Annotated in this window: 17 protein-coding genes and 4 pseudogenes; 9 read left to right on the top strand and 12 right to left on the bottom strand. The window is 71.8% G+C overall.

Annotation, left to right across the window (positions count from 1 at the left end; genetic code table 11):
* Positions 1-108 precede the first annotated feature (108 nt).
* Complete coding sequence (locus tag DRB96_RS41520) at positions 109-459, bottom strand: metalloregulator ArsR/SmtB family transcription factor (RefSeq protein WP_112452985.1); 351 nt, start codon at positions 457-459, stop codon at positions 109-111.
* Between the two features lie 284 nt (positions 460-743).
* Here DRB96_RS41520 and DRB96_RS41515 point away from each other — a divergent pair, with 284 nt between their 5' ends.
* Positions 744-1,106, top strand: coding sequence for a transglycosylase family protein (locus tag DRB96_RS41515; protein ID WP_112452984.1), 363 nt, complete (start codon positions 744-746; stop codon positions 1,104-1,106).
* 271 nt (positions 1,107-1,377) lie between these two features.
* Here DRB96_RS41515 and DRB96_RS41510 read toward each other — a convergent pair whose 3' ends face one another.
* From DRB96_RS41510 to DRB96_RS41500, 3 genes are all read right to left on the bottom strand, one after another.
* A complete protein-coding gene (locus DRB96_RS41510) occupies positions 1,378-2,424 on the bottom strand; it encodes a serine/threonine-protein kinase (protein ID WP_112452983.1) in 1,047 nt (348 codons plus the stop codon).
* A 162-nt stretch (positions 2,425-2,586) separates the two neighbouring features.
* Complete coding sequence (locus tag DRB96_RS43560; protein WP_162688953.1) at positions 2,587-3,183, bottom strand: hypothetical protein; 597 nt, start codon at positions 3,181-3,183, stop codon at positions 2,587-2,589.
* Between the two features lie 126 nt (positions 3,184-3,309).
* Positions 3,310-3,786, bottom strand: a complete 477-nt coding sequence (locus DRB96_RS41500; RefSeq protein WP_112452981.1) for a hypothetical protein — start codon at positions 3,784-3,786, stop codon at positions 3,310-3,312.
* Positions 3,787-3,862: 76 nt separating this feature from the next.
* Here DRB96_RS41500 and DRB96_RS41495 point away from each other — a divergent pair.
* A pseudogene (locus DRB96_RS41495) lies at positions 3,863-4,420 on the top strand (DUF3152 domain-containing protein); the annotation flags it as partial.
* Positions 4,421-4,422: 2 nt separating this feature from the next.
* Here DRB96_RS41495 and DRB96_RS41490 read toward each other — a convergent pair.
* From DRB96_RS41490 to DRB96_RS41475, 4 genes are all read right to left on the bottom strand, one after another.
* On the bottom strand, positions 4,423-5,076 hold the full coding sequence (locus DRB96_RS41490) for a hypothetical protein (protein ID WP_112452979.1): 654 nt from the start codon (positions 5,074-5,076) through the stop codon (positions 4,423-4,425).
* A gap of 7 nt (positions 5,077-5,083) precedes the next feature.
* A complete protein-coding gene (mqnC, locus tag DRB96_RS41485; protein WP_112452978.1) occupies positions 5,084-6,283 on the bottom strand; it encodes a cyclic dehypoxanthinyl futalosine synthase in 1,200 nt (399 codons plus the stop codon).
* A gap of 59 nt (positions 6,284-6,342) precedes the next feature.
* Positions 6,343-6,687, bottom strand: a complete 345-nt coding sequence (locus DRB96_RS43555; protein WP_162689162.1) for a hypothetical protein — start codon at positions 6,685-6,687, stop codon at positions 6,343-6,345.
* A 135-nt stretch (positions 6,688-6,822) separates the two neighbouring features.
* Positions 6,823-9,030: a LamG domain-containing protein gene (locus tag DRB96_RS41475; protein ID WP_112452977.1), complete on the bottom strand. Its 2,208-nt coding sequence runs from the start codon at positions 9,028-9,030 to the stop codon at positions 6,823-6,825.
* 69 nt (positions 9,031-9,099) lie between these two features.
* On the opposite strand from DRB96_RS41475, the gene DRB96_RS41470 reads away from it, so the two are divergent.
* The 3 genes from DRB96_RS41470 to DRB96_RS41460 all read left to right on the top strand — a co-directional run bounded on the left by DRB96_RS41470 (position 9,100) and on the right by DRB96_RS41460 (position 11,273).
* Positions 9,100-10,254, top strand: coding sequence for a GAF domain-containing sensor histidine kinase (locus tag DRB96_RS41470; RefSeq protein ID WP_112452976.1), 1,155 nt, complete (start codon positions 9,100-9,102; stop codon positions 10,252-10,254).
* Positions 10,247-10,915: a response regulator transcription factor gene (locus tag DRB96_RS41465; protein ID WP_204357957.1), complete on the top strand. Its 669-nt coding sequence runs from the start codon at positions 10,247-10,249 to the stop codon at positions 10,913-10,915. Before DRB96_RS41470 ends, DRB96_RS41465 begins: the two co-directional genes overlap by 8 nt.
* A gap of 112 nt (positions 10,916-11,027) precedes the next feature.
* On the top strand, positions 11,028-11,273 hold the full coding sequence (locus tag DRB96_RS41460; RefSeq protein WP_112454449.1) for a chaplin: 246 nt from the start codon (positions 11,028-11,030) through the stop codon (positions 11,271-11,273).
* Positions 11,274-11,668: 395 nt separating this feature from the next.
* Here the strand turns inward: DRB96_RS41460 and DRB96_RS41455 are convergent.
* Together DRB96_RS41455 and DRB96_RS41450 are read right to left on the bottom strand one after the other, a co-directional pair.
* Positions 11,669-12,286, bottom strand: a pseudogene (locus DRB96_RS41455) (VTT domain-containing protein); the annotation flags it as partial.
* Positions 12,287-12,544: 258 nt separating this feature from the next.
* Positions 12,545-14,191 carry an alkaline phosphatase D family protein gene (locus DRB96_RS41450; RefSeq protein WP_112452975.1) on the bottom strand — a complete coding sequence of 549 codons (1,647 nt, stop codon included), beginning with the start codon at positions 14,189-14,191 and terminating at the stop codon, positions 12,545-12,547.
* Positions 14,192-14,429: 238 nt separating this feature from the next.
* On the opposite strand from DRB96_RS41450, the gene DRB96_RS41445 reads away from it, so the two are divergent.
* Genes DRB96_RS41445 through DRB96_RS41435 form a run of 3 tightly spaced genes read left to right on the top strand, consistent with a single transcriptional unit; the run spans position 14,430 to position 17,061 of the window.
* Positions 14,430-15,275: a hypothetical protein gene (locus tag DRB96_RS41445; protein ID WP_112454447.1), complete on the top strand. Its 846-nt coding sequence runs from the start codon at positions 14,430-14,432 to the stop codon at positions 15,273-15,275.
* Positions 15,275-16,510, top strand: a complete 1,236-nt coding sequence (locus tag DRB96_RS41440) for a DNA cytosine methyltransferase (protein ID WP_112452974.1) — start codon at positions 15,275-15,277, stop codon at positions 16,508-16,510. The genes DRB96_RS41445 and DRB96_RS41440 overlap by 1 nt, the downstream gene beginning before the upstream one ends.
* Entirely contained in the window at positions 16,510-17,061 is a 552-nt protein-coding gene (locus DRB96_RS41435) for a DnaB-like helicase N-terminal domain-containing protein (protein WP_112452973.1), read from the top strand. The genes DRB96_RS41440 and DRB96_RS41435 overlap by 1 nt, the downstream gene beginning before the upstream one ends.
* Here DRB96_RS41435 and DRB96_RS41430 read toward each other — a convergent pair.
* Positions 16,994-17,404: pseudogene (locus DRB96_RS41430) on the bottom strand (PaaI family thioesterase); the annotation flags it as partial. The gene DRB96_RS41435 and the pseudogene DRB96_RS41430 sit on opposite strands and share 68 nt — an antisense overlap.
* Positions 17,405-17,522: 118 nt before the next feature.
* Positions 17,523-19,547 (bottom strand): NADPH-dependent 2,4-dienoyl-CoA reductase, encoded by a 2,025-nt coding sequence (locus DRB96_RS41425; protein WP_112452972.1) that lies wholly within the window; start codon positions 19,545-19,547, stop codon positions 17,523-17,525.
* 141 nt (positions 19,548-19,688) lie between these two features.
* Between DRB96_RS41425 and DRB96_RS41420 the strand changes: the two are divergent.
* A pseudogene (locus tag DRB96_RS41420) lies at positions 19,689-19,829 on the top strand (serine hydrolase domain-containing protein); the annotation flags it as partial.
* Positions 19,830-19,913: the final 84 nt, after the last annotated feature.

Here is a 19,913-nt window from a genome sequence, read left to right as displayed (position 1 = left end):
CCGCACCATCATAGCCAACATGTGCATACGTGTGCACCTATTGATCGCGACGGTTCCGGGGATGGACGGCCGGGGCGACCGGTGGGGGGACTGCCGGGCGGGCGGCGGTCAGTCGTGGGGCGGGAGCGAGCCCAGCTGGTGGTCGGCGACGTTCAGGGCCTCGTCGACGAGCCGCCGCAGGTGTCCGTGGCGCAGGGCGTAGACGACTCGGCGCCCGTCCTTGCGGGTGGTGACCAGGCCGGCCAGCCGGAGTTTGGCGAGGTGCTGGCTGACGGACGGCCGCGCGGCTCCGCAGGCCTCCGTGAGGGTGGTGACATCGGCCTCGCCCCGGCCGAGCTCGTCGAGCAGGGCGAGGCGGGTGGCGTCGGCGAGCAGCGCCAGGACGGATACGGCGGCCGCCAGGCGCTCGGCCTGCTCCTGCGGGTTCTGCGCATCTGCGATGTGCGTGCTTGCGCTCATGTGCACATGTTACGTCGCCGGCGCCGCGCGAGCGTCGGGAGGAGGCGGCCGGAGGAGGTGGCCGGAGGGGCGTCGGCGCGGTCGGGAGCGCCGTGCGGGCCGTGCCGCGACGGCCTTCTGAGGGCTCTGGAGCGTCCGTTCGGGTGGAGTGGGGCCTTCGCGGGTGCCAAGTGCCGCTGGAAGCATGCCGGTCCGTGCTGTGCTGTGGCCACGGCCTTTGAACGGCCGTACGCGGGCCCGCCCGCTGTTCGCGGCAGGTCCGCCCCAACAGCGAAGGAGGACTGATGTCGCACTACCGCAAGGACCGGCCAAGCCGGCGCGCGATTGCCCAACTGCTGGCCTCTGTAGTCTTGTTGACCGTGGCATTGCTGGACGTTTCCGGGGCCCACGCCGCCGCGGTGCACTCCAAACCGAACCCCGACTGGGATGCCATCGCCCGTTGCGAGTCCAGCGGGAACTGGCGGGCGAACACCGGCAACGGCCATTACGGCGGACTGCAGTTCACCCAGTCGAGCTGGAACGCGGCAGGGGGCCGCAGGTACGCACCGCGGGCCGACCTCGCCACGAAGGCGGAGCAGATCGCGACGGCGAGGAGGCTCGCCAAGATGCAGGGCATGGGGGCCTGGACCTGCGCACGCCGCCGCTGAACGGCCGCCCCAAGCTCTGGAGTTCCTCAAGTCGGGTTGGTCCGGGGGCCGCGCGGGGGATTCCCCTGGCACGGACCGGATGGGACCGGACCGCAGAACGGGGGCAGGACATGGAATTCCTGGTGATCCTGGGGTTCATCCTCATCGTGCTGATCGTGGCCGCGTCGGGGGGACGCCGTCACCACCCGGTCGATCGTCGGCAGCGTCAGATGTGTATAGGGGACAGGCCCCCTGCCCCCTGCCCCTTGTACCGAGTACCGCCCGGCGTGGCCTACGGCCCGCCGGGCGGAGTCATGAAGACCGGCCGGGCCCAGTCCGGGGGTTCCGGGGGCGGTACGCGCCTCCCCGAGATCCCGGGCGGCCTGCGATCCACCCGCACGGCCGGACCGGCCCGCTGCTCGTCGGCGCCGTTCCCGGCCCCGGCGGCGGCTGTTTCGGTGGCCGTGGCGGCGCGCAGGGCCGCGATGAACTCCCGGCAGGATTCGTAGCGGTCCTCCGGGACCTTGGCCATCGCCTTCGCCACGACCTCGTCGGCCGCCCGCGCGATCCCCGGCCGCCTCTCGGCCAGGGGAGCCGGCCGGTCGTACTGGTGCGCCCACAGCAGCGCCGGAACGTCGTCGCGCTCGAAGGGCGGCCCGCCGGCGAGTGACTCGTAGACGACGCACCCGAGGCTGTAGACGTCGCACCTGCCGTCCACCGGCCTGCCGGCGATCTGTTCCGGCGCCATGTAGTCGAGCGTGCCCACGAACTCGCCCGCGGTGGTGAACCCGGTGAGCGACAGAGCCCTCTTCGTCAGCCCGAAGTCCGTGAGGTACGCGTGCTCGGGGTGGTCGCTGTCGGTGCCGGCGGCGACCAGGATGTTGCCGGGCTTGACGTCCCGGTGCACGAGATCGTGCTCGTGGGCCGCGTCGAGCGCGGACGCCACCTGGGCCGCGATGCGCACGGCGGTCGCCACGGGGAGCAGCCCGTCCCCGTCCAGGAGGGCCCTGAGGTCCGGGCCGTCGACGTAGCGCATGGCGATGTACAGGAGGCCCTCGGTCTCACCGGCTTCGAAGATCGGCACGATGTGCGGGTGGTCGATCCTCGCGGCCACGCGGGACTCGTGGGTGAAGCGGCGGCGGAACACGTCGTCGCGGGCCCGCTCCGGGGCGATCAGCTTGAGCGCGACCGTACGGTCCAGGCGCAGGTCCTTGGCGCAGTAGACGACGGCCATGCCACCGCGGCCGATCAGGCGCTCGATCCGGTAGCCCGCGATCTCCTGGCCGATCAGGCCGGAGGCCCGGCCCGTGTGAAGGCCTCGGTTCGCTGGCGTGCCCATCAGGCGCCTCCCCGCACCCCGGCCGACCGGGCGAGCGCTGCGTGCGGTCGATCGAACCGGCCGCTCTCCGGTACCCGAAAGTCTATCGAGTGATCCATCCGCGTGCCCGGCAAGGGCCCCGCGCACGGTGCGCGGGGCCCTTGGAAAACGTGCCGGCGGGGGTCAGTCCTCACCTCCGTTGCCTCCCCGGCCGCCCTGGCCGCTGGTCTGGCAGCCGATGCCGATGCAGATGCCGCCGTCGCCGCCCGTGCCGCCCTCGCCGCCGTCGCCGCCGGGCCGTGCGGCCCCGCCGTTGCCACCGTTGCCGCCGTTGACGCTGCCGCCGCACACTCCGGCACAGACCCCGCCGCGACCGCCGGCCGTGCCGTTGCCGCCCACGGGGCCGGTCGTGCCGTTGCCGCCGTTGGCGCTTCCGTTGCACTGGCCGACGCAGACGCCGCCCTTGCCGCCGTTGGTGCCGTTGACCGATCCGTCGCACTGGCCGGCGCAGACCCGGTCGCCGACGCGGACGCTTCCGTTGCCGACGTTGACGCTGCCGGCGCCGGCTTTGAGCTTGCCGATCACCTTTCCGGTACCGAGCCGGTTCCCTCCCTGGCCGCCGTCACCGGCGCCGTAGGCGAGGCCGTGCTGCTGGCTCGCGACGACCTGGGTCGCCGTGGTGGCCGGGGCCGCCATGGCGGCGGGCGCCATGGCGCCGGCGCCGATCAGGGTGGTCGAGACGGCGAGACCGATACGAAACTTCCAAGACTGCAGTCGCATGAGATTCTCCCTAGCCGAGAAACTGATTCCGATTCCACCGGTGATTCCGGTTCCGAAAAGACGCGGGCTCCCCGGCCCATTCGGGCCGGGGAGCCCTTCCCCCCCAGCTTTACCGTCCTTGGTTCCTCACTGGGAGAAGGGGGAGTCGCCTCCCATCAGGGCGAACCAGTCACCGTCTTCGTACTGCTGCTTCCAGGTGTCGAGCTGGCTCTCCGAGATCTTGTACTTGTCGGCGATCTTCTCCTTCATCTCGTCCGAGTCGTCGGCCAGCAGGATCATCACGATCTGTACCTTGTCGACCACCGAGAGGTCGGACTTGTCCTTGTCGGGCAGGTCGCTGAAGCGGAGGCATCCGGAGCGGCCGGACTTGCCGGGCTCACCGGGCTCGCCGGGCTTGCCGCCCTTGCCACCTTCTCCGCCCTTGCCGCCCTCGCCGCCCTTGCCGATCCTGAAGCAGGGTTCCGGGTGGTCAGCGACGACCGAGGAGCTGGTGCCGGCCGAGGTGGGGTGCTCCGACGCCTGCGCGGCACACGCCGTACCGGTGAAGAAGGCCAGGGAGACCGCCGCCAGGATGAGCGGACGCTGCCAGGTGGTCGTGAACATTGGATTTTCTCCGTTGCCGAGATCAAAAGGGGTGGGGGGATGGGGAGGGGTGCCGGAACCGTGGACGGGGCCCGAGACCGGGCCCGGCACCTTCAAAGCCTCGACCGTCTCGGGCCCCGTCCACGGTTCCGGCACCGTACGGCGCTACCGCGTCGAGGCCGAGGACGGCACGGGCATCGACCCGGACGAGGCCGCGCGCGCCGTCGACGCCGTCCTGGGCGACCGGCGCGGCTGGACCGCCGATCCCAAGGTCGCGTTCCGGCTGACGGAGTCCGGGCCGGTGGAGTTCACCGTACGGATAGCCACGCCGGCCACCACGGACCGGCTGTGCGCGGTGGTGACCGCGGAGCTGAAGGGGGAGACGAACTGCCGCGCCGGTCACGAGGTGGTGGTCAACCTCCGGCGGTGGCTGCTCGGTTCGCCGCAGTTCGACGGTCCGCCCGCCGAGTACCGGGCGCTGATCATCAATCACGAGGTGGGCCACGAACTGGGCCGCGGCCACGAGACCTGCCCCGGAGCGGGGTTGCCCGCGCCGGCGATGATGCAGCAGATCAAGGGCCTGCTGGGCTGCCGGTCCAACGCCTGGCCGTTCGACGCGCAAGGGAACTACGCGAAGGGGCCCGCCGTCCCCTGAGGTCAGCGGCGGCGGTGCAGCAGCCGCCCGCCGATGACGGTGGCCACGCAGGTGGTCGGGCCCTGCTCCAGGAGCTGGGCCGGGCCGGCCACCGCGAAGGCCGCGAACCGGGCCGGGGCGCCCGGTTCCAGGACCCCGTGGAAGGCCTGCTCGGCCGCGTCCCGGCCGGCGAAGGGGTCGAGGGCGGCCGGGCCCTCGTACGGAGCGGGCGGCAGGATCGCGAGTCCGGAGCGGGACACCGCGGTCCGCACCGACGGGACCGTGATCCGCCCGGCCAACGCGACCACGCCGCGCGCGAGGAGCTTCTGCGTGCCCCGCCGGGCGCTGTTGCCCCAGCGGGCCTCGGTCATCTTCAGGTCGGCGAGCGCCTCGGCGCCGGTGATCGGATCGGCCCCGAGCTCGGTGATCTCGTACGGGTCGTCCGGGTAGTACGTGCGCTCCAGCAGCTCGTCGCCGCCGCGCACCAGCAGCCCCGGGGTCAGCACCCCGGGCCAGTGGCGGGAGCGCGCGTGCGGATAGGCCGCGGCGAGCTCCTCGTACGGGCCCACGCGGGCGATGCGGTCGCCCTCGACCAGGACCGCGCCGCCGGGCAGCGGCGCGGACCCCGGACCGGTGGGACCGGTGACGAGGAGTTCTGCGGTGTGGATCGTCAGCACGGGCGCGTCAGTTCGTGGAGATGAGCTTCAGCTCGGGGTGGGCCGTGCCGCCTTCGATGGCGGTGGAGGAGATGTGCGAGACGACGCGGTCGTCGACCGGGTCGTTCGCCGGGTCCTCGTGCACGAGGAGGTGCTCGTACGTCGTCGCGCGCTGGGCCGGGACGCGGCCCGCCTTGCGGATCAGGTCGATGATCTCCATGCGGTTGGAGCGGTGCTTGGCACCGGCCGAGGAGACGACGTTCTCCTCGAGCATGATCGAGCCGAGGTCGTCGGCGCCGTAGTGCAGGGAGAGCTGGCCCGCCTCCTTGCCGACGGTGAGCCAGGAGCCCTGGATGTGGGCGATGTTGTCGAGGAACAGGCGCGCGATGGCGATCATGCGCAGGTACTCGAAGACGGTCGCCTGGGTGCGGCCCTTGAGGTGGTTGTTCTCGGGCTGGTACGTGTACGGGATGAAGGCGCGGAAGCCGCCCGTGCGGTCCTGGGTGTCCCGGATCATCGCGATGTGCTCGATGCGCTCGGCGTTGGTCTCGCCGGTGCCCATCAGCATGGTGGAGGTGGATTCCACGCCCAGCTTGTGGGCGATCTCCATGATCTCCAGCCAGCGTTCGCCGGACTCCTTCAGCGGGGCGATCGCCTTGCGCGGCCGCTCCGGGAGCAGTTCGGCGCCGGCGCCCGCGAAGGAGTCGAGGCCGGCCGCGTGGATCCGGCTGATGGCCTCCTCGGCGGAGACGCCGGAGATGCGGGCCATGTGCTCGACCTCGGACGCGCCGAGGGAGTGGATGACCAGCTGGGGGTAGGCCTTCTTGATGGCGGAGAAGTGCTCTTCGTAGTACTCGACGCCGTAGTCCGGGTGGTGGCCGCCCTGGAACATGATCTGCGTGCCGCCGAGCTCGACGGTCTCCGCGCAGCGGCGCAGGATGTCCTCGAGGTCGCGGGACCAGCCCTTCTTCGCGTCCTTGGGGGCCGCGTAGAAGGCGCAGAACTTGCACGCCGTCACACACACGTTGGTGTAGTTGATGTTGCGCTCGATGATGTACGTCGCGATGTGCTCGGTACCGGCGTAGCGCAGGCGCCGCGCGGCATCGGCGGCTTGGCCGAGCGCGTGCAGCGGCGCGTCGCGGTAGAGGTCGAGCGCCTCTTCCTTGGTGATCCGGCCCCCAGCGGCGGCTCGGTCGAGGACAGACTGGAGAGCGGCCTGGTCGGTCACCGGTGCGTCACCTTTCGGCTGTGTCGTTCGGCTGTGTCAAGGGTCCGGACCGATCCAGCCTACGCCAGCCGTTGCCCCGGCCGGGCGGGGGCCCTGGCCGGGGCAACGGCTGGCGTAGGCTGGATCGGCGGGCGCGAGCCCGACCGCGCGGCCGAGCCCTCCAGCGTGGCCGCCTTCGGCCAGTCCGCCTTGGCCTCCGCCCGGGCCCGGTCCGCCTGGACCTTGTTCTCCGCCTTGTTCTTCGCCACCAACTCCCGCGCCGCCTTGGCGCCTTGGGCGCTGACTGCCTTGACCTTGGCGTCCTTGTGCTTGGCGATCTTCGGGGCGCCGGGGAGGTCGGCGGCCGCCGCGATCGGTGTGATTGCCCCGGGCACGGCGAGAGCCAGGGCCAGGGCGGCTGCCAAGGGCAGCCGGCGGATTCCTCCGCCTGGTGGTCGGATGGACACGAAGACTCCATAGGGGTAGGGGTTTGGGTACAGGTGAGGCCGTGGCCGCCCCGTTTCACGGGCGGCCACGGCAAATCAGTGGGGTGTGGACCGTCAGCTGCCGGCGCCGAAGACGACGTCGGAGACCTGCTGGGCGTCCTTCACCGCGCCGGACCACAGGCGCATGCCCTTGACCTCGCCGGGCAGGAAGTTGCCCCAGGCGCTGTCGGTGAAGCCCTTGCCGACCGCGAGCTCACCGGTGCCGACGGCGACCGTGTAGGCCTTGGGCTGGCCCTGCCCCGCGGCGCCGACGTAGAGGGTGATGGTGCCGTCCTGGGCGTTGTGGACGCCGGTCACCTGGGCGAAGCCGGCGTTGAGCACGGCCAGGCCGTCGCTGACCGCCGAGGTCCCGGTGCCGTCGGCCGTCAGGCGGCCGAAGTGCCAGGTCCCTTCGACGAAGGACACCATCGTGGTCGGGTCCTGCTCGTCCGGCTGGGTCCGCACACCGGACTTCTCGAACCACAGGCTCCAGGAGGAGCCGGTGGCGGTGCGCTGGCCGATGACCTGGGCCTTGTAGCCGTCCGGCTTGGTGAGGAGGGCCGTGTTGTCGAGCTTCGCCTCGGCCGTCACCGTGAACGAACCGGAGTCGTCGACGACCGGACCGGCGGCGGTGGCCGCCTGCGTGGTGCCGTTCAGCTTGAGCGCGCCCTCGTTGACGGTGGTGCCGGTCGTCGCCGTCAGGGGACGGCCGTTGCCGGAGGTGTCCGCGAAGACCGGACCGGTCTGCGAGAGGTCCCACGCGCCGGCCAGGTCCAGGAACGGCTTGCCCGTCGCCGGGTCGAGGAGCGAGGCGTCCTGCTTGACCTCGAGATCGCTCAGCTGCGACTGCCAGGCCTTGACCTCGTCGACGCGGCCCGGAAGGAAGTCCACCATGGCACCTCGGTACTTGATGGCACCGAAGGTCATCGGCCCCGTCGAGGCGATGGGGTTCGCGACGAGCGCTTCGCCCTGGAGCTGGCCGTTGACGTAGAGCCGGGCCTTGTCGGTGGACTCGTCGTACGTGGCGGCGATGTGCGTCCAGACTCCCGCCCGTGCCACGTTGCGGCCGCTGATGCGCACGGTGGACGCGCCCCCGGCGATGGTGTCCTCCTGGGCCATCTGCATCGACCACGGCTCACCGGCGAACGCCGTGACGGCGACGCCGCTCATGTTCTGGCCCGCCTGACCCACCATCGAGTACGTCTTGTCCGTCCGGTCCAGGCGGACCCAGCCCGCGACGGTGAAGGACGACCGGGTGTCGATGACCGGCTTGGAGGTCACCGCGTACTGGCCGCTGCCGTTCAGCTGCAGCGTGCGGTCCTCGTGCGGGGCGGGCGTCTTCACCCCGCCACGGCGGCCGCTCTCCGGACGCAGGCTGCCGGTGGAGAGGTCGGCGTTCTCCCGGAGGGCCGGGTCGGTGGTGGAGGTGTCGAGGGCCTGGCCGTCGTACTCGTCGAAGTTCCAGTGGCCGACCGGCCCGGGCCCCTCCTTGACCACGAAGTCGACCACCTGCGTGTCACCCCAACGGCCGAGTGAGTCCTTGGCCTTCGCACTCAGCTTCATGGTGCCGGATACCGGCGGTGTCACACCGAACATGACGAGTGCCTTGCCCGGCACCTCCTTCCAGGTACTGCTGGTGGACAGCTTGTACTGGAAGGCCACGACGTCCCCGCCGCTGGTGAGCTGGACCAGCCCCGACTTGCCGGGCATGCCTCCGGCCACGCAGGACGTGCTCGTGCAAACGCTGTACGTGGACTTGAAGGAGATCCCGGGTGCGCGGGGCGCGGTGGTGTCCACGCGGAAGTAGCAGTCCGCGCTCGCGGCGCTGTCCCGGGCCAGGGATCCCGCGAAGGACTTGGTCCAGGCTCGGAAACGGTACGTCGCCCCGTCTTCCAGGGTGCCCGGCGTGTCGCTGGTGACCTTGACGTTGTCACCGACGTACCCCGAGCTCGGGCGTTCGATGTGGTTGGCGTCGCCCGCGTTGGCCTTGACCGGGGTCCAGCTCCCGTCGGCCTCCTCCTTCTCGGTCTGGAACGCGATGCGCAACTGGGCTTCGGCCTCTCCGCCCCAGACCGTCTCCGTGATGGCGGTCAGTGCGGGCGTCGGGTCCGAAACGACGGTCGGAGCATTCTCGTCAGCGGAGCAGATCTCGCCGGAGCCTGCGATCAGGCCCACGTAGATGGGGGTGTTGGGCTTGCCGATGTAGTCGACGGACAGCACCGCGTCGTTGCGGAAGCGCTTCCACGCCGAGGTGTCCGACTCGTCCTCCGCCCGCAGCTCCACCCGCCCCGTCCCTTCGGCCTACGACCCGGGACCGATCCCGCAGGTCAACGCCGCGAGTACGGTGAGGCCATGCATCCCGGACCCCGCGGACCCGGCAGCGGCCTGGCCGCCGTGAGCACCGCGCTGCTCGCCATGAGCCGCCGGCTCGAGGTGCGCGACGTGCTGCGCACGATCGTCGCCTCCGCCCGCGAGCTGCTCGACGCCGAGTACGCGGCCCTGGGCGTCCCGGACGACCACGGCGGTTTCGCCCAGTTCGTCGTCGACGGCATAAGCGAGGAGCGGTGGCGGGCGATCGGCCCGCTGCCCCGCCAGCACGGCATCCTCGCCGCGATGCTCCACCAGGCCGGCCCCGAGCGGCTGGCCGACGTACGCAAGGACCCGCGCTTCGAGGGCTGGCCCGCCGCGCACCCCGACATGTCCGACTTCCTCGGGCTGCCCATCCGGGACGGCGAGGAGACCCTCGGCGCCCTCTTCCTCGCGAACAAGCGAAGCGCCCCCGGCGGCGAGCGCGGCTTCACCGACGAGGACGAGGACCTCCTCGCCCTCCTCGCCCAGCACGCGGCGATCGCCCTCACCAACGCCCGCCTCTACGAGCGCAGCCGCGAGCTGACCATCGCCGAGGAGCGCTCCCGCCTCGCCCACGAGCTGCACGACGCGGTCAGCCAGAAGCTCTTCTCGCTCCGCCTGACCGCCCAGGCCGCCGCCGCCCTCATGGACCGCGACCCGGCCCGCGCCAAGGACGAGCTCCAGCAGGTCGCCGTCCTCGCCGCCGAGGCCGCCGACGAACTGCGCGCCGCCGTCACCGAGCTCCGCCCCGCCGCCCTGGACGAGGACGGCCTGGTCGCCACCCTGCGCAACCAGGTCCGGGTCCTGGACCGGGCCCACGCGGCACGGGTCACCTTCACCTGCGACGGCGTACGCGCCCTCCCCGCGGCCCAGGAGGAAGCGGTCCTGCGCGTCGCGCAGGAGGCCCTCCACAACGCCCTGCGCCACTCCGGCGGCGACCGCATCGAGGTCGCGCTGACCCGCCGCGAGGAGGGGGGAGCGGTGCTCCGGGTGAGCGACGACGGGACGGGCTTCTCCCCTCCCACCGTCCGCCGGGCCGGCCGCCACCTCGGCCTGGTCTCCATGCGGGACCGGGCGGCCGGCGTGGGGGGCAGCCTCACCGTGCACTCCGAGCCCGACGCGGGCACCACGATCGAACTGGAGGTCCCCGGTGGCTGAGACCCCCGGCCGGCCCGGCCCCGGCCGCATCAGGATCCTGCTCGTCGACGACCACCAGGTGGTCCGGCGCGGCCTGCGCACCTTCCTGGAGGTGCAGGACGACATCGAGGTGGTCGGCGAGGCCGCCGACGGCGACGAGGGAGTCACCCGCGCCGAGGAACTGCGGCCGGACGTGATCCTGATGGACGTGAAGATGCCGGGCACCGACGGCATCGAAGCCCTGCGAAGGCTGCGCGGGCTGGACAATCCGGCGCGGGTGCTGATCGTCACCAGCTTCACCGAGCAGCGGACCGTGGTCCCCGCCCTGCGCGCGGGCGCCGCCGGCTACGTCCACAAGGACATCGACCCCGACGCCCTCGCCGCCGCCATCCGCTCGGTGCACGCGGGCCACGTCCTGCTCCAGCCGGAGGTCGCGGCCGCCCTGATCTCCGGGGACGGCCACGGCCCCGCGTCAGCCGGCCGCGGCGGCAACCTGACGGACCGCGAACGCGAGGTGCTGCGGCACATGGCGGACGGCCGCTCGAACCGGGAGATCGCCCGCGCGCTGGTCCTGTCGGAGAAGACGGTCAAGACGCACGTCTCGAACATCCTGATGAAGCTGGACGTCGCCGACCGCACCCAGGCGGCACTGTGGGCGGTCAGACACGGGGTCACGGAGTGATTCATACGGTCGGGTGTATGTAGCCCACATGGCGTATCCCGTTCGTCGGATGAGCGTTCTTCATGACGTGCCGCGGCGGCTGGCCGCGGCAGACGTACTGGAGGACGAGAACGTGAAGAACTTCAAGAAGGCCACCGCAGTCACCATGATCGCGGGCGGCCTCCTCGCCGCCGGCGCGGGTGTCTCGTCGGCGCACGGCGGTGCGTCGGCGGAGGGCGAGGCCCTGAACTCGCCCGGCGTGGCCTCGGGGAACCAGCTCCAGCTCCCCGTCCACATCCCGGCGAACGTCGTGGGCAACACGGTCAACGTGATCGGCCTGCTCAACGGCGCCTGGGGCAACACCGGCGTCAACGCCTGACCCCCTTCCTGACGCGGTGCTCGCACTGCTCCGCAGGCTTCGCCCCGCTGCGCCGGGCCGTTTCCTGACGCGGTGCTCGCACTGCTCCGCAGGCTTCGCCCCGCTGCGCCGGACTCCGTCCGGCGAGGCAGTCGGGGCCGGCTGCCGGTCACACACCTCGGCCCCGCTTCCCTCCCTCTCCCCCGGAAGCGGGGCCGTCGCCGTGGGCGGCAGAACCCACCCCCGCCGGCGTGTGGGGCGCGGGGTCTGGGGCGGAGCCCCAGAAGGCCCGGCGCAGCCGGGGACGCTCGCGCGACGGCGCCGCACCCGAAGCCCCGCAGCCGCCCCCAGCCGCCGCAGGCACACCCGCAGCCCCTGCCCCCTACACACATCTGAAGCTGCGGGGCGGCCACCGGGGCGGGGCGGCGGATGACGAAGGCGGCCAAGGCGCCGGCGGCGAAGAGGGCGATCACCGAGACGGCGGTGCCGAGCCAGCTGGCTCCGAGCCACTGGGTGCCGAAGTAGCCGAGGGCAACGCTGTACCCGGCCCACGCGATGGCCGCCAGCACCGACCAGGGCAGGAACTCCTTGACCTTGCGCTGCGTCTTGCCCGCGCCGAGGGAGACCACCGAGCGGCCGGCCGGGGCGAAGCGGGCGACGACGACCAGCGCGCCGCCGCCGCGCGCGAGGGCGGTGCCGAGGCGTTCCTGGGCGCGGGTGAGCCGACGGGAGCGGGCGATGGCCCGGTCGAGGCGGGCCCCGCCGCGCTTGGCCAGCCGGTACGCGGCCATGTCGCCCAGCACGGAGGCGGTGACGGCCGTCACCAGCAGCGCCAGGATGTCCGGCACCTGGGCGTGCACGGGCACCGGCGCACCGGCCCCAGCGGCGCCGGCGGCCGCGGCGGCGGCCGCCGCCGCGGTGACGACGAGGACTCCGCTCGGCAGGACCGGCAGGAAGACGTCGAGCAGGATGGACAGCGCCACCAGGGCGTAGATCCATGGGCTCGAAGTCAGCGAGCCCAGACTTTCAAGCAAAGCGGGACTCCCCGGTCCGGTTGACGTGCTTCGGCGTGAAGCGCCGCAACGTCGCGGGGGAGCGGCAGGGGCGGCTGACAGCGGAACAGCGTACGCCGGGTGTCCACGGACCGGACGTCCGGGGGGTGATCGGGCGTGACGGCGTGTCCGGGCACCTGCCGTCCGGCGGCCGAGCCCTTGCCGCGGCCCTTCCCGCAGTCTTCCCCGGCAGCCCTCCCGTCTTCCCGAGTGCGCTTCCCGGCAGCCCTTCCCGGCCGCCTATTCCGGCGGCGTCAGGTCGCGGTCCAGGACCGTCGCCAGGCGGGGGCCCTTGCGGGCCTGGTCCAGGCGGAGCCGCGCGGAGCGGCCCGACAGCGAGAGGGTCATGAGCTGGTTGCCGAACCACGGGCCGCCCGTACGCCGCCAGCTCAGCGGGGGCCGTCCCGTCCGCCCGTGCCGGGAGAACCCGCGGCCCAGCCACCGGCCCCACCGCGACCAGCCGAGCCGGAAGCCCCACTTCACCGCGGTGTGGATGGAGTTGTGCACCGGTGAGCACGTCAGCTGGAACACCCGTGCCGTGCTGGGTATTCGGGGCTCGGCCACATACGCGTGATGCACGTCCCCCGAGAGCACGCACACCGTCGCGGGCGCCCGGGGACCCGTGCCCACCTCCTCGATCAGGTCGCTGAGCGCCGCGAACGAGGCGGGGAAGGCCGCCCAGTGCTCCAGATCGCTGCGCCGCCGCAGGTTCTCCCCGATCTTGGCCCACCGGGGACCCCGCTCACCCCGGCACAGTGCGGCGTTCCACACTTCCGCGTCGTGGACGAGCGGGGGCATCAGCCACGGCAGTGACGACCCGATGAGGAGGTGGTCGTAACCCCCGTGCCCGGCGAGGGCGTTGTCGCGCAGCCACTGCTGCTCCGCCGGGTCGAGCATGGCCCGCCCCTCCTCGTCGAGGACGCGGGCCGCCCGGGTGTCCACCATCAGCAGCCGGGACCGGCCGAAGTCGCGGCGGTAGCTCCAGCGGGCCGTGGCCGGGTCGGCGTCGGCCGAGGCGGCGAAGGCCCGTAGGGCATCGGTGCCGTCGGGGGTTTCACGGACCGCCGCATACAGCGCGTCGGCCGCGAGCTCGGCGGGGGAGAGGTTGCCGAGGTGCTGGTACACCCAGTACGACATCAGCCCGCTGAGGACCCGTTCCTGCCACCACGGCGTGGCCCGCATCTCGGCCAGCCAGGCGGCGCTGGTGTTCCAGTCGTCGATGACGTCGTGGTCGTCGAATATGTGCAGGCTCGGGACCGTGGAGAGGAGCCAGCGGATCTCCGGATCGAGCCAGGACTCGTAGTAGAGCCGGGTGTACTCCTCGAAGTCCGCCACCTGGGCGCCCGGGGCTTCGCGCAGGTCCCGCCGGGCCGACAGCCACTGGCGGGTGTCCCGGGACAGGTGGTCCGCGTACACCTGGTCGCCCAGGAGGAGCAGGACATCGGGCCGTACCGCGTCCGGATCGACGGCCAGCTGGGCCGCGAGGGTGTCGAGCGCGTCGGCGCCGTGCGGCCCGCGCCGGTCGGCCGGCGGGGCGGCCTGGCGGCAGGAGCCGAAGGTGAGGCGGAGGGGGTGCGGAGGGTGCGCCCTCGCGGTGGCGGGCGTGGTGATGGTGCTCGGCGGGAAGTGGGTGTCGGGCAGCGGCCAGACGCGGACGCCGTCGAGCAGTACCTCATACGCCGTGGTCGAGTCCGGGGTCAGGCCGGTGACGGGGACCATGGCGTAGTGGTGGCCGGCGACCTGGAAGGTACGGACACTGCCTCCGGCGCCGTCCGAACAGAGCACCTCGGCGGTGCACGGGCGGTCCGCCTCGAGCCAGATCGTGGCGGAGTCGCCCGTCTCCCAGTTGACGTAACGCAGCAGTGGTCCCAGACGCATTGCGGTCATGCAACTCCCCCTCCTTCGTCCTGTCTTGCCCCTGTGATCACGTTACGACGGAGAGGGTGGGGTCCACCTCCCCCTGGCGGGGGAAAGATCCTTGGCCAGGGGTGAGGTGGGTGAGTGGGTGCCATCCCCCCCTCGCGCCGTCATCTCCTCCGGCGCCCGCACCACTCTTGGAACCCCCCTCTTGGAAAACCCCCGCTACCGCATCCTTTCTTTGGGCGCCGGAGTGCAGTCGTCTTGCCTGCTCGCACTTTCCGCCGAAGGAATACTCCCGCGCATCGACTTCGCGGTCTTCGCCGACACAGGCTGGGAACCCCAGACCGTTTATGACCACCTCGACCGACTGGAACGCGAGGTAGCCAACCCGGCCGGTATACCCGTGCTTCGAGTTTCTTCCGGGAACATTAGGGACGACGCCCTAGATCCGGAACACAGATTCGCCTCCATGCCGCTCTACATTCTCAACCGAGACGGCCGTCCGGGAATGACCAGGCGCCAATGCACGGGCGAATACAAAATTAAGCCGATTAAACGACAGGTCCGCGAACTTCTGGGATTTCCCTATCCTCAGCGGGTACCCAAGGGGCTTTACGTCGAGCAGTGGGTCGGGATATCCACGGACGAGTTCCATCGCGCCAAGGATTCCGACGTGAAGTACATGCGCAACCGGCATCCGCTGATCAATGATCTCGACTGGTCGCTCGCCGACTGCATACGCTACCTCTCCAGCATCGGCCTGGCAGATACGCCCAAGTCGAGCTGCCTTGGGTGCCCGTTCCACGGCAACGCGCAGTGGCGAAGCCTGAGGGACGCTTCCCCGACGGAATGGGATGACGTTGTCGCCTTCGACGCAGCCATCCGGAAGGGAAACGCGAGGGCCAACGCGTCGGGTAATCCGCTGTTGGGCGAGGCCTTTCTGCACCGCTCCCGCGTCCCGCTTGGTGTGGCTCCCATCGACCACGTCACCCGCTCGGAACGCGACGCCGCCGAACTCGACGAGCTGGAAATCGGTGTGGTCAACGGGTGCTCGCCCTGGGCCTGCCGGGGCGACGAGCCGGACCAGGGCGACTTCGGGCTTGCCTCGTGATGGACAGGCTCGTGGTGGACCTCTTCGCCGGCCCCGGGGGCTGGAGCCACGCCCTGCACATCCTCGGGGTGCGCGACGTCGGTCTCGAATGGGACGAGTGGGCGTGCAAGACCCGCGTCCGCGCAGGCCAGTTGACCATCCGTACCGATGTGGCGATGTACCCGGTGTGGCCGCTGGTCGGCCGCACCCACGGGTTCATAGCGAGCCCGCCCTGCCAGGCCTGGTCAATGGCCGGCAAGCGCCTCGGCCTGGTCGACCAGCCGCTCGTCCACCAGGCCGTCGCCGACCTCGCCGCCGGACGGGACACCCGGGCGCAGCTCCTGACCGCCTGCAAAGACCCCCGGAGCCTGCTGGCCGCAGAGCCGATGCGCTACCTCCACGCCCTGCACTCGGCCGGCCAGCCGGAGTGGATCGCCATGGAGGAGGTCCCGGACGTCCTGCCGCTCTGGCGGCAGTACGCCTCCATTCTCCGGACCTGGGGCTTCTCCGTCTGGACCGGAATCCTCAACGCCGCCGACTACGGGGTACCGCAGACCCGACGGCGCGCGATCCTGATCGCCTCCCGGACCCGCGTAGCCGAACCGCCAGCACCGACGCACGCCCAGAGCGCCGAGCCCGAGTCGCTCTTCGGCCCGGGCCGCGAGAAATGGGTGTCCATGGCCGAGGCGCTCGGCTGGGGCGCCACCGACCGCCCCGTCCCGACAGTCTGCGCAGGCGGCGGGCCAGGCGGAGGCCCAGAGCCTTTCCCGTCCGGAGCCCGCAAAACCCTGACCGACGCCCGCGACCGCGGCACCTGGAAGCCCCCCAACACGCCCCCCGAAACCAAGCGGACACGAACGCGTCCATCCCGCCCCGACGCACCAGCCTGCACCTGCGGGCGCCACCCCTGGGCCTGGTCACTGCGAAGCAGCAACCAGGCCAACGCCACCATCCGCGGCATCAACGAGCCGGCCGGAACCCTGTTCTTCGGGCACCGGGCGAACGAGTGCGTATGGGTCGCCGAACCCGCAGGAACCGCTCCCGAAGCCGAGGCCGCTGCACCCGAACCCATCCGGATCACCGCCGCCGAGGCAGGAACACTGCAGACCTTCCCCGCGGACTATCCGTGGGCAGGCACGAAGGGTGCACAGTTCAGCCAGATCGGGAACGCCGTCCCGCCCCTGCTTGCCGGCCATCTCCTTGCACCGCACCTCGGCAAGACCCTGTCCCGCTCCGACTTCATCCTGGCCGCCTGATGCCCAACTCTGCAGGAACTGAGCCGGACTTCAGCCTGGCGGACATCCCACCGAACCCACCTGTCTACTTTGCCGAGCAGGCCCTTCTCGGCGGCCTCCTCCTCGACCCGCACCGGATCAAGGCGCTCGGCCCGCTCGGCCCGGACCACTTCGCCTCCGCCATCCACCGGGCGATCTTCGCAGCGATGGCCGCACTCCCCGCACCCTCTCCGGACCTCCACGCCAAGGAACCGGTGTGGATCACAGCAGTCCTCACCCACGCCCGCCCTCACGCCCGCGGGCTGACCCCCAGCTACCTCCACGCCCTCGCCGGGGCCTGCCCCGACCCGGCTCACGCCCCCGCGTACGCGCGGATGGTCCGCTCCGACCATGCCCGGCGGACCGTCCTCATGCACGCCGGCCTCCTCGTCCAGGCAGCCACCGACAGGGGCCTGCCGGACCCGGCCACCGTGACACTGAGCCGGGCAGATGCTCTCGCCACGCCCCCAGCAGGGCGTACACCGTGGAGGCCTTCGCGGCCGGCTCCGAGGCGCCCTCGGGGGTCATGGTGATGTCGGCGAAGGCCATCCGCTTGCCGAGTTTGGTGATCCGCACGTCGACCAGCACGTCGGCGCCGACCACCGGCCGCTGGAAGCTGGTGGACTGCTGGACGGTGGTCATCGGGCCGTAGGCCCCGCGCGCGGCGGAGACCGCGATGACGGTGGCGGTGTCGGCGGCCGCCATCAGGGCCTGGCCGGACAGGCCGCCGCCGTCCCGGGCGAGGGCGTCCGACCAGGGCAGCCTGAGCACGGCGTGCCGCTCGCCCGTCTCTTGGACGGTGAGCCCGAGGGCGAGCACCCACGGGGCGAAGTTGTCGTTGAGGATCTTGTCCGCGTCTGCCGGTGTCAGCGTCACCGCCCGATTGTGGCGGCCCGACCCGGACCGCCACAACTCCACTGCCGGATCAGGGCAGTACGCACCCCGGCCGGACCCGGCCGCGTTTCGTCGGGCCGGCAACGGCGGGCCGCGCGGGTCAGAGGGTCGCGGCGAGTTCCGTGCCCTGCCGGATGGCCCGCTTGGCGTCGAGTTCGGCGGCCACGTCGGCGCCGCCGATCAGGTGCGCCTCGACCCCGGCCGCGCGCAGGGCCTCGTACAGGTCGCGGCGCGGTTCCTGGCCGGTGCACAGCACCACGGTGTCGGCGGGTACGAGGCGCTGCTCGCCGCCCACCGTGATGTGCAGGCCTTCGCCGTCGATGCGGTCGTACGCCGCACCCGCGACGGAGACGACCCCACGGTGCTTGAGCTCCGCGCGGTGGATCCAGCCGGTGGTGGTGCCGAGGCCCGCGCCGACCTTGGTGGTCTTGCGCTGGAGCAGGTGGACCTGGCGCGGCGGGGCCGGCCGCTCGGGGGCGGTGAGGCCGCCGGGGCCGGAGTACGAGGTGTCCACGCCCCAGTGGCGGAAGTAGACCTCGGGGTCCTGGGAGGCGCCCTCGCCGCTGTCGGTGAGGAACTCGGCGACGTCGAAGCCGATGCCGCCGGCACCGAGGACGGCGACGCGCTCGCCGACGGGGGCCCCGTCGCGCAGCACGTCGAGGTAGCTGAGGACGTTCGGGCTGTCGACGCCGTCGATCTCGGGCGTGCGGGGGGTGACGCCGGTGGCCACGACCACCTCGTCGTAGCCGCGCAGGGTCTCGACGTCGGCGCGGGTGTTCAGCTTGACCTCGACCTCATGCTCGGCGAGCTGGGTGCCGTAGTAGCGGATGGTCTCCGCGAACTCCTCCTTGCCCGGGATGCGGCGGGCGACGTCGAGCTGGCCGCCGATGTGGCCGGAGGCTTCGTAGAGGGTGACGGCGTGGCCGCGGCCGGCGGCGGAGACGGCGCAGGCGAGGCCGGCGGGGCCGGCTCCGACGATGGCGACGCGCTTCTTCAACTTGGTCGCGGACAGCGTCAGTTCGGTCTCGTGGCAGGCGCGCGGGTTGACCAGGCAGCTGGTGATCTTGCCGCTGAAGGTGTGGTCGAGGCAGGCCTGGTTGCAGCCGATGCAGGTGTTGATCGTCTCGGAGCGGCCGGCGGCGGCCTTGGCGACGAAATCGGCGTCGGCGAGGAAGGGCCGGGCCAGCGAGACCAGGTCGGCGCGGCCGTCGGCGAGCAACTCCTCCGCGATCTCCGGGGTGTTGATGCGGTTGCTGGTGACGAGGGGGACGGAGACCGCGCCCATCAGCCGCTTGGTGACCCAGGTGTAGGCGCCGCGCGGAACGGAGGTGGCGATGGTGGGGATGCGGGCCTCGTGCCAGCCGATGCCGGTGTTGATGATGGTGGCGCCGGCCGCCTCGATCTCCTTGGCGAGGCGCACGACCTCGTCGAGGGTGGAGCCGCCGGGGATCAGGTCGAGCATCGAGAGGCGGTAGACGAGGATGAAGTCCTCGCCGACCGCCGCACGGGTGCGCCGGACGATCTCCAGCGGGAAGCGCATGCGGTTCTCGTACGCGCCGCCCCAGCGGTCGGTGCGCTTGTTGGTGGCCGCGGCGATGAACTCGTTGACCAGGTACCCCTCGGAGCCCATGATCTCGACGCCGTCGTAGCCGGCCAGCTTGGCGAGGCGGGCGGCGCGGACGAAGTCCTCGACCGTGCGCTCGACCTCGGCGTCGGTGAGGGCGTTCGGGACGAAGGGGCTGATGGGGGCCTGGATGGCGCTGGGTGCCACCAGGTCCTTGTGGTAGGCGTAGCGGCCGAAGTGGAGGATCTGCATCGCGATCTTCCCGCCCGCTCCGTGCACCGCGTCGGTGACCACGCGGTGTTCGGCGGCCTCCTCCTCGGTGGTGAGGCGGGCGCCGCCCTCGAAGGGCCGGCCGGCGTCGTTCGGGGCTATGCCGCCGGTGACGATCAGCCCGGCTCCGCCGCGAGCGCGCTCGGCGTAGAAGGCGGCGAGGCGCTCGAAGCCCCGCTCGTGCTCTTCGAGGCCGGTGTGCATGGAGCCCATGATCACGCGGTTCGGCAGGGTGGTGAAGCCGAGGTCCAGGGGGCTCAGCAGGTGCGGGTACCGGCTCTGGGAACTCATGAGGGGGCGCCTCCTCGCGCGGGGGTGATGAACCTGTTCTAGCGAGCGGGCGCTTATTTTGCAACTAGGTGCAAAACCCGGACCCGGTTCCCCGCGCCCGCCCACCCCCCCGGCCCCCGGCGCGGATGCGGTCCGGGACTCACCGTGACCGCGCTGCTGAAGCTGGTCGACGAGGGGAAGGTCGGGCTGGACGATCCCATCGGCACGTACATCGACGGGGTGCCGAACGGCGACCGCATCACCCTGCGCGAGCTCGCCGAGATGCGCTCCCGGCTCCTGTCGCCCGTGCCCCGGGCCGGGGTTACGTTGGACGGGTGAGCACGACACGGTTGCGCAGGGCGGCTGTGGGAGCAGCCGCAGTGGGGC

Source organism: Streptomyces sp. ICC1 (assembly GCF_003287935.1).
Classification (GTDB): Bacteria; Actinomycetota; Actinomycetes; order Streptomycetales; family Streptomycetaceae; genus Streptomyces; species Streptomyces tritrimontium.
Note: the sequence above shows the minus strand (reverse complement) of the source record. Positions and strands in the feature narration are given on the sequence as shown.

Bases quoted from the DNA above. Each gene is read 5' to 3' on its own strand.
- DRB96_RS41425 (WP_112452972.1), bottom strand. From the start codon at position 19,547: ATGAGTTCCCAGAGCCGGTACCCGCACCTGCTGAGCCCCCTGGACCTC.
- DRB96_RS41500 (WP_112452981.1), bottom strand. From the start codon at position 3,786: ATGTTCACGACCACCTGGCAGCGTCCGCTCATCCTGGCGGCGGTCTCC.
- DRB96_RS41450 (WP_112452975.1), bottom strand. From the start codon at position 14,191: ATGACCGCAATGCGTCTGGGACCACTGCTGCGTTACGTCAACTGGGAG.
- DRB96_RS41510 (WP_112452983.1), bottom strand. From the start codon at position 2,424: ATGGGCACGCCAGCGAACCGAGGCCTTCACACGGGCCGGGCCTCCGGC.
- DRB96_RS41435 (WP_112452973.1), top strand. From the start codon at position 16,510: ATGCCCAACTCTGCAGGAACTGAGCCGGACTTCAGCCTGGCGGACATC.
- DRB96_RS43560 (WP_162688953.1), bottom strand. From the start codon at position 3,183: ATGCGACTGCAGTCTTGGAAGTTTCGTATCGGTCTCGCCGTCTCGACC.
- DRB96_RS41440 (WP_112452974.1), top strand. From the start codon at position 15,275: ATGGACAGGCTCGTGGTGGACCTCTTCGCCGGCCCCGGGGGCTGGAGC.
- DRB96_RS41515 (WP_112452984.1), top strand. From the start codon at position 744: ATGTCGCACTACCGCAAGGACCGGCCAAGCCGGCGCGCGATTGCCCAA.
- DRB96_RS41470 (WP_112452976.1), top strand. From the start codon at position 9,100: ATGCATCCCGGACCCCGCGGACCCGGCAGCGGCCTGGCCGCCGTGAGC.
- DRB96_RS41520 (WP_112452985.1), bottom strand. From the start codon at position 459: ATGAGCGCAAGCACGCACATCGCAGATGCGCAGAACCCGCAGGAGCAG.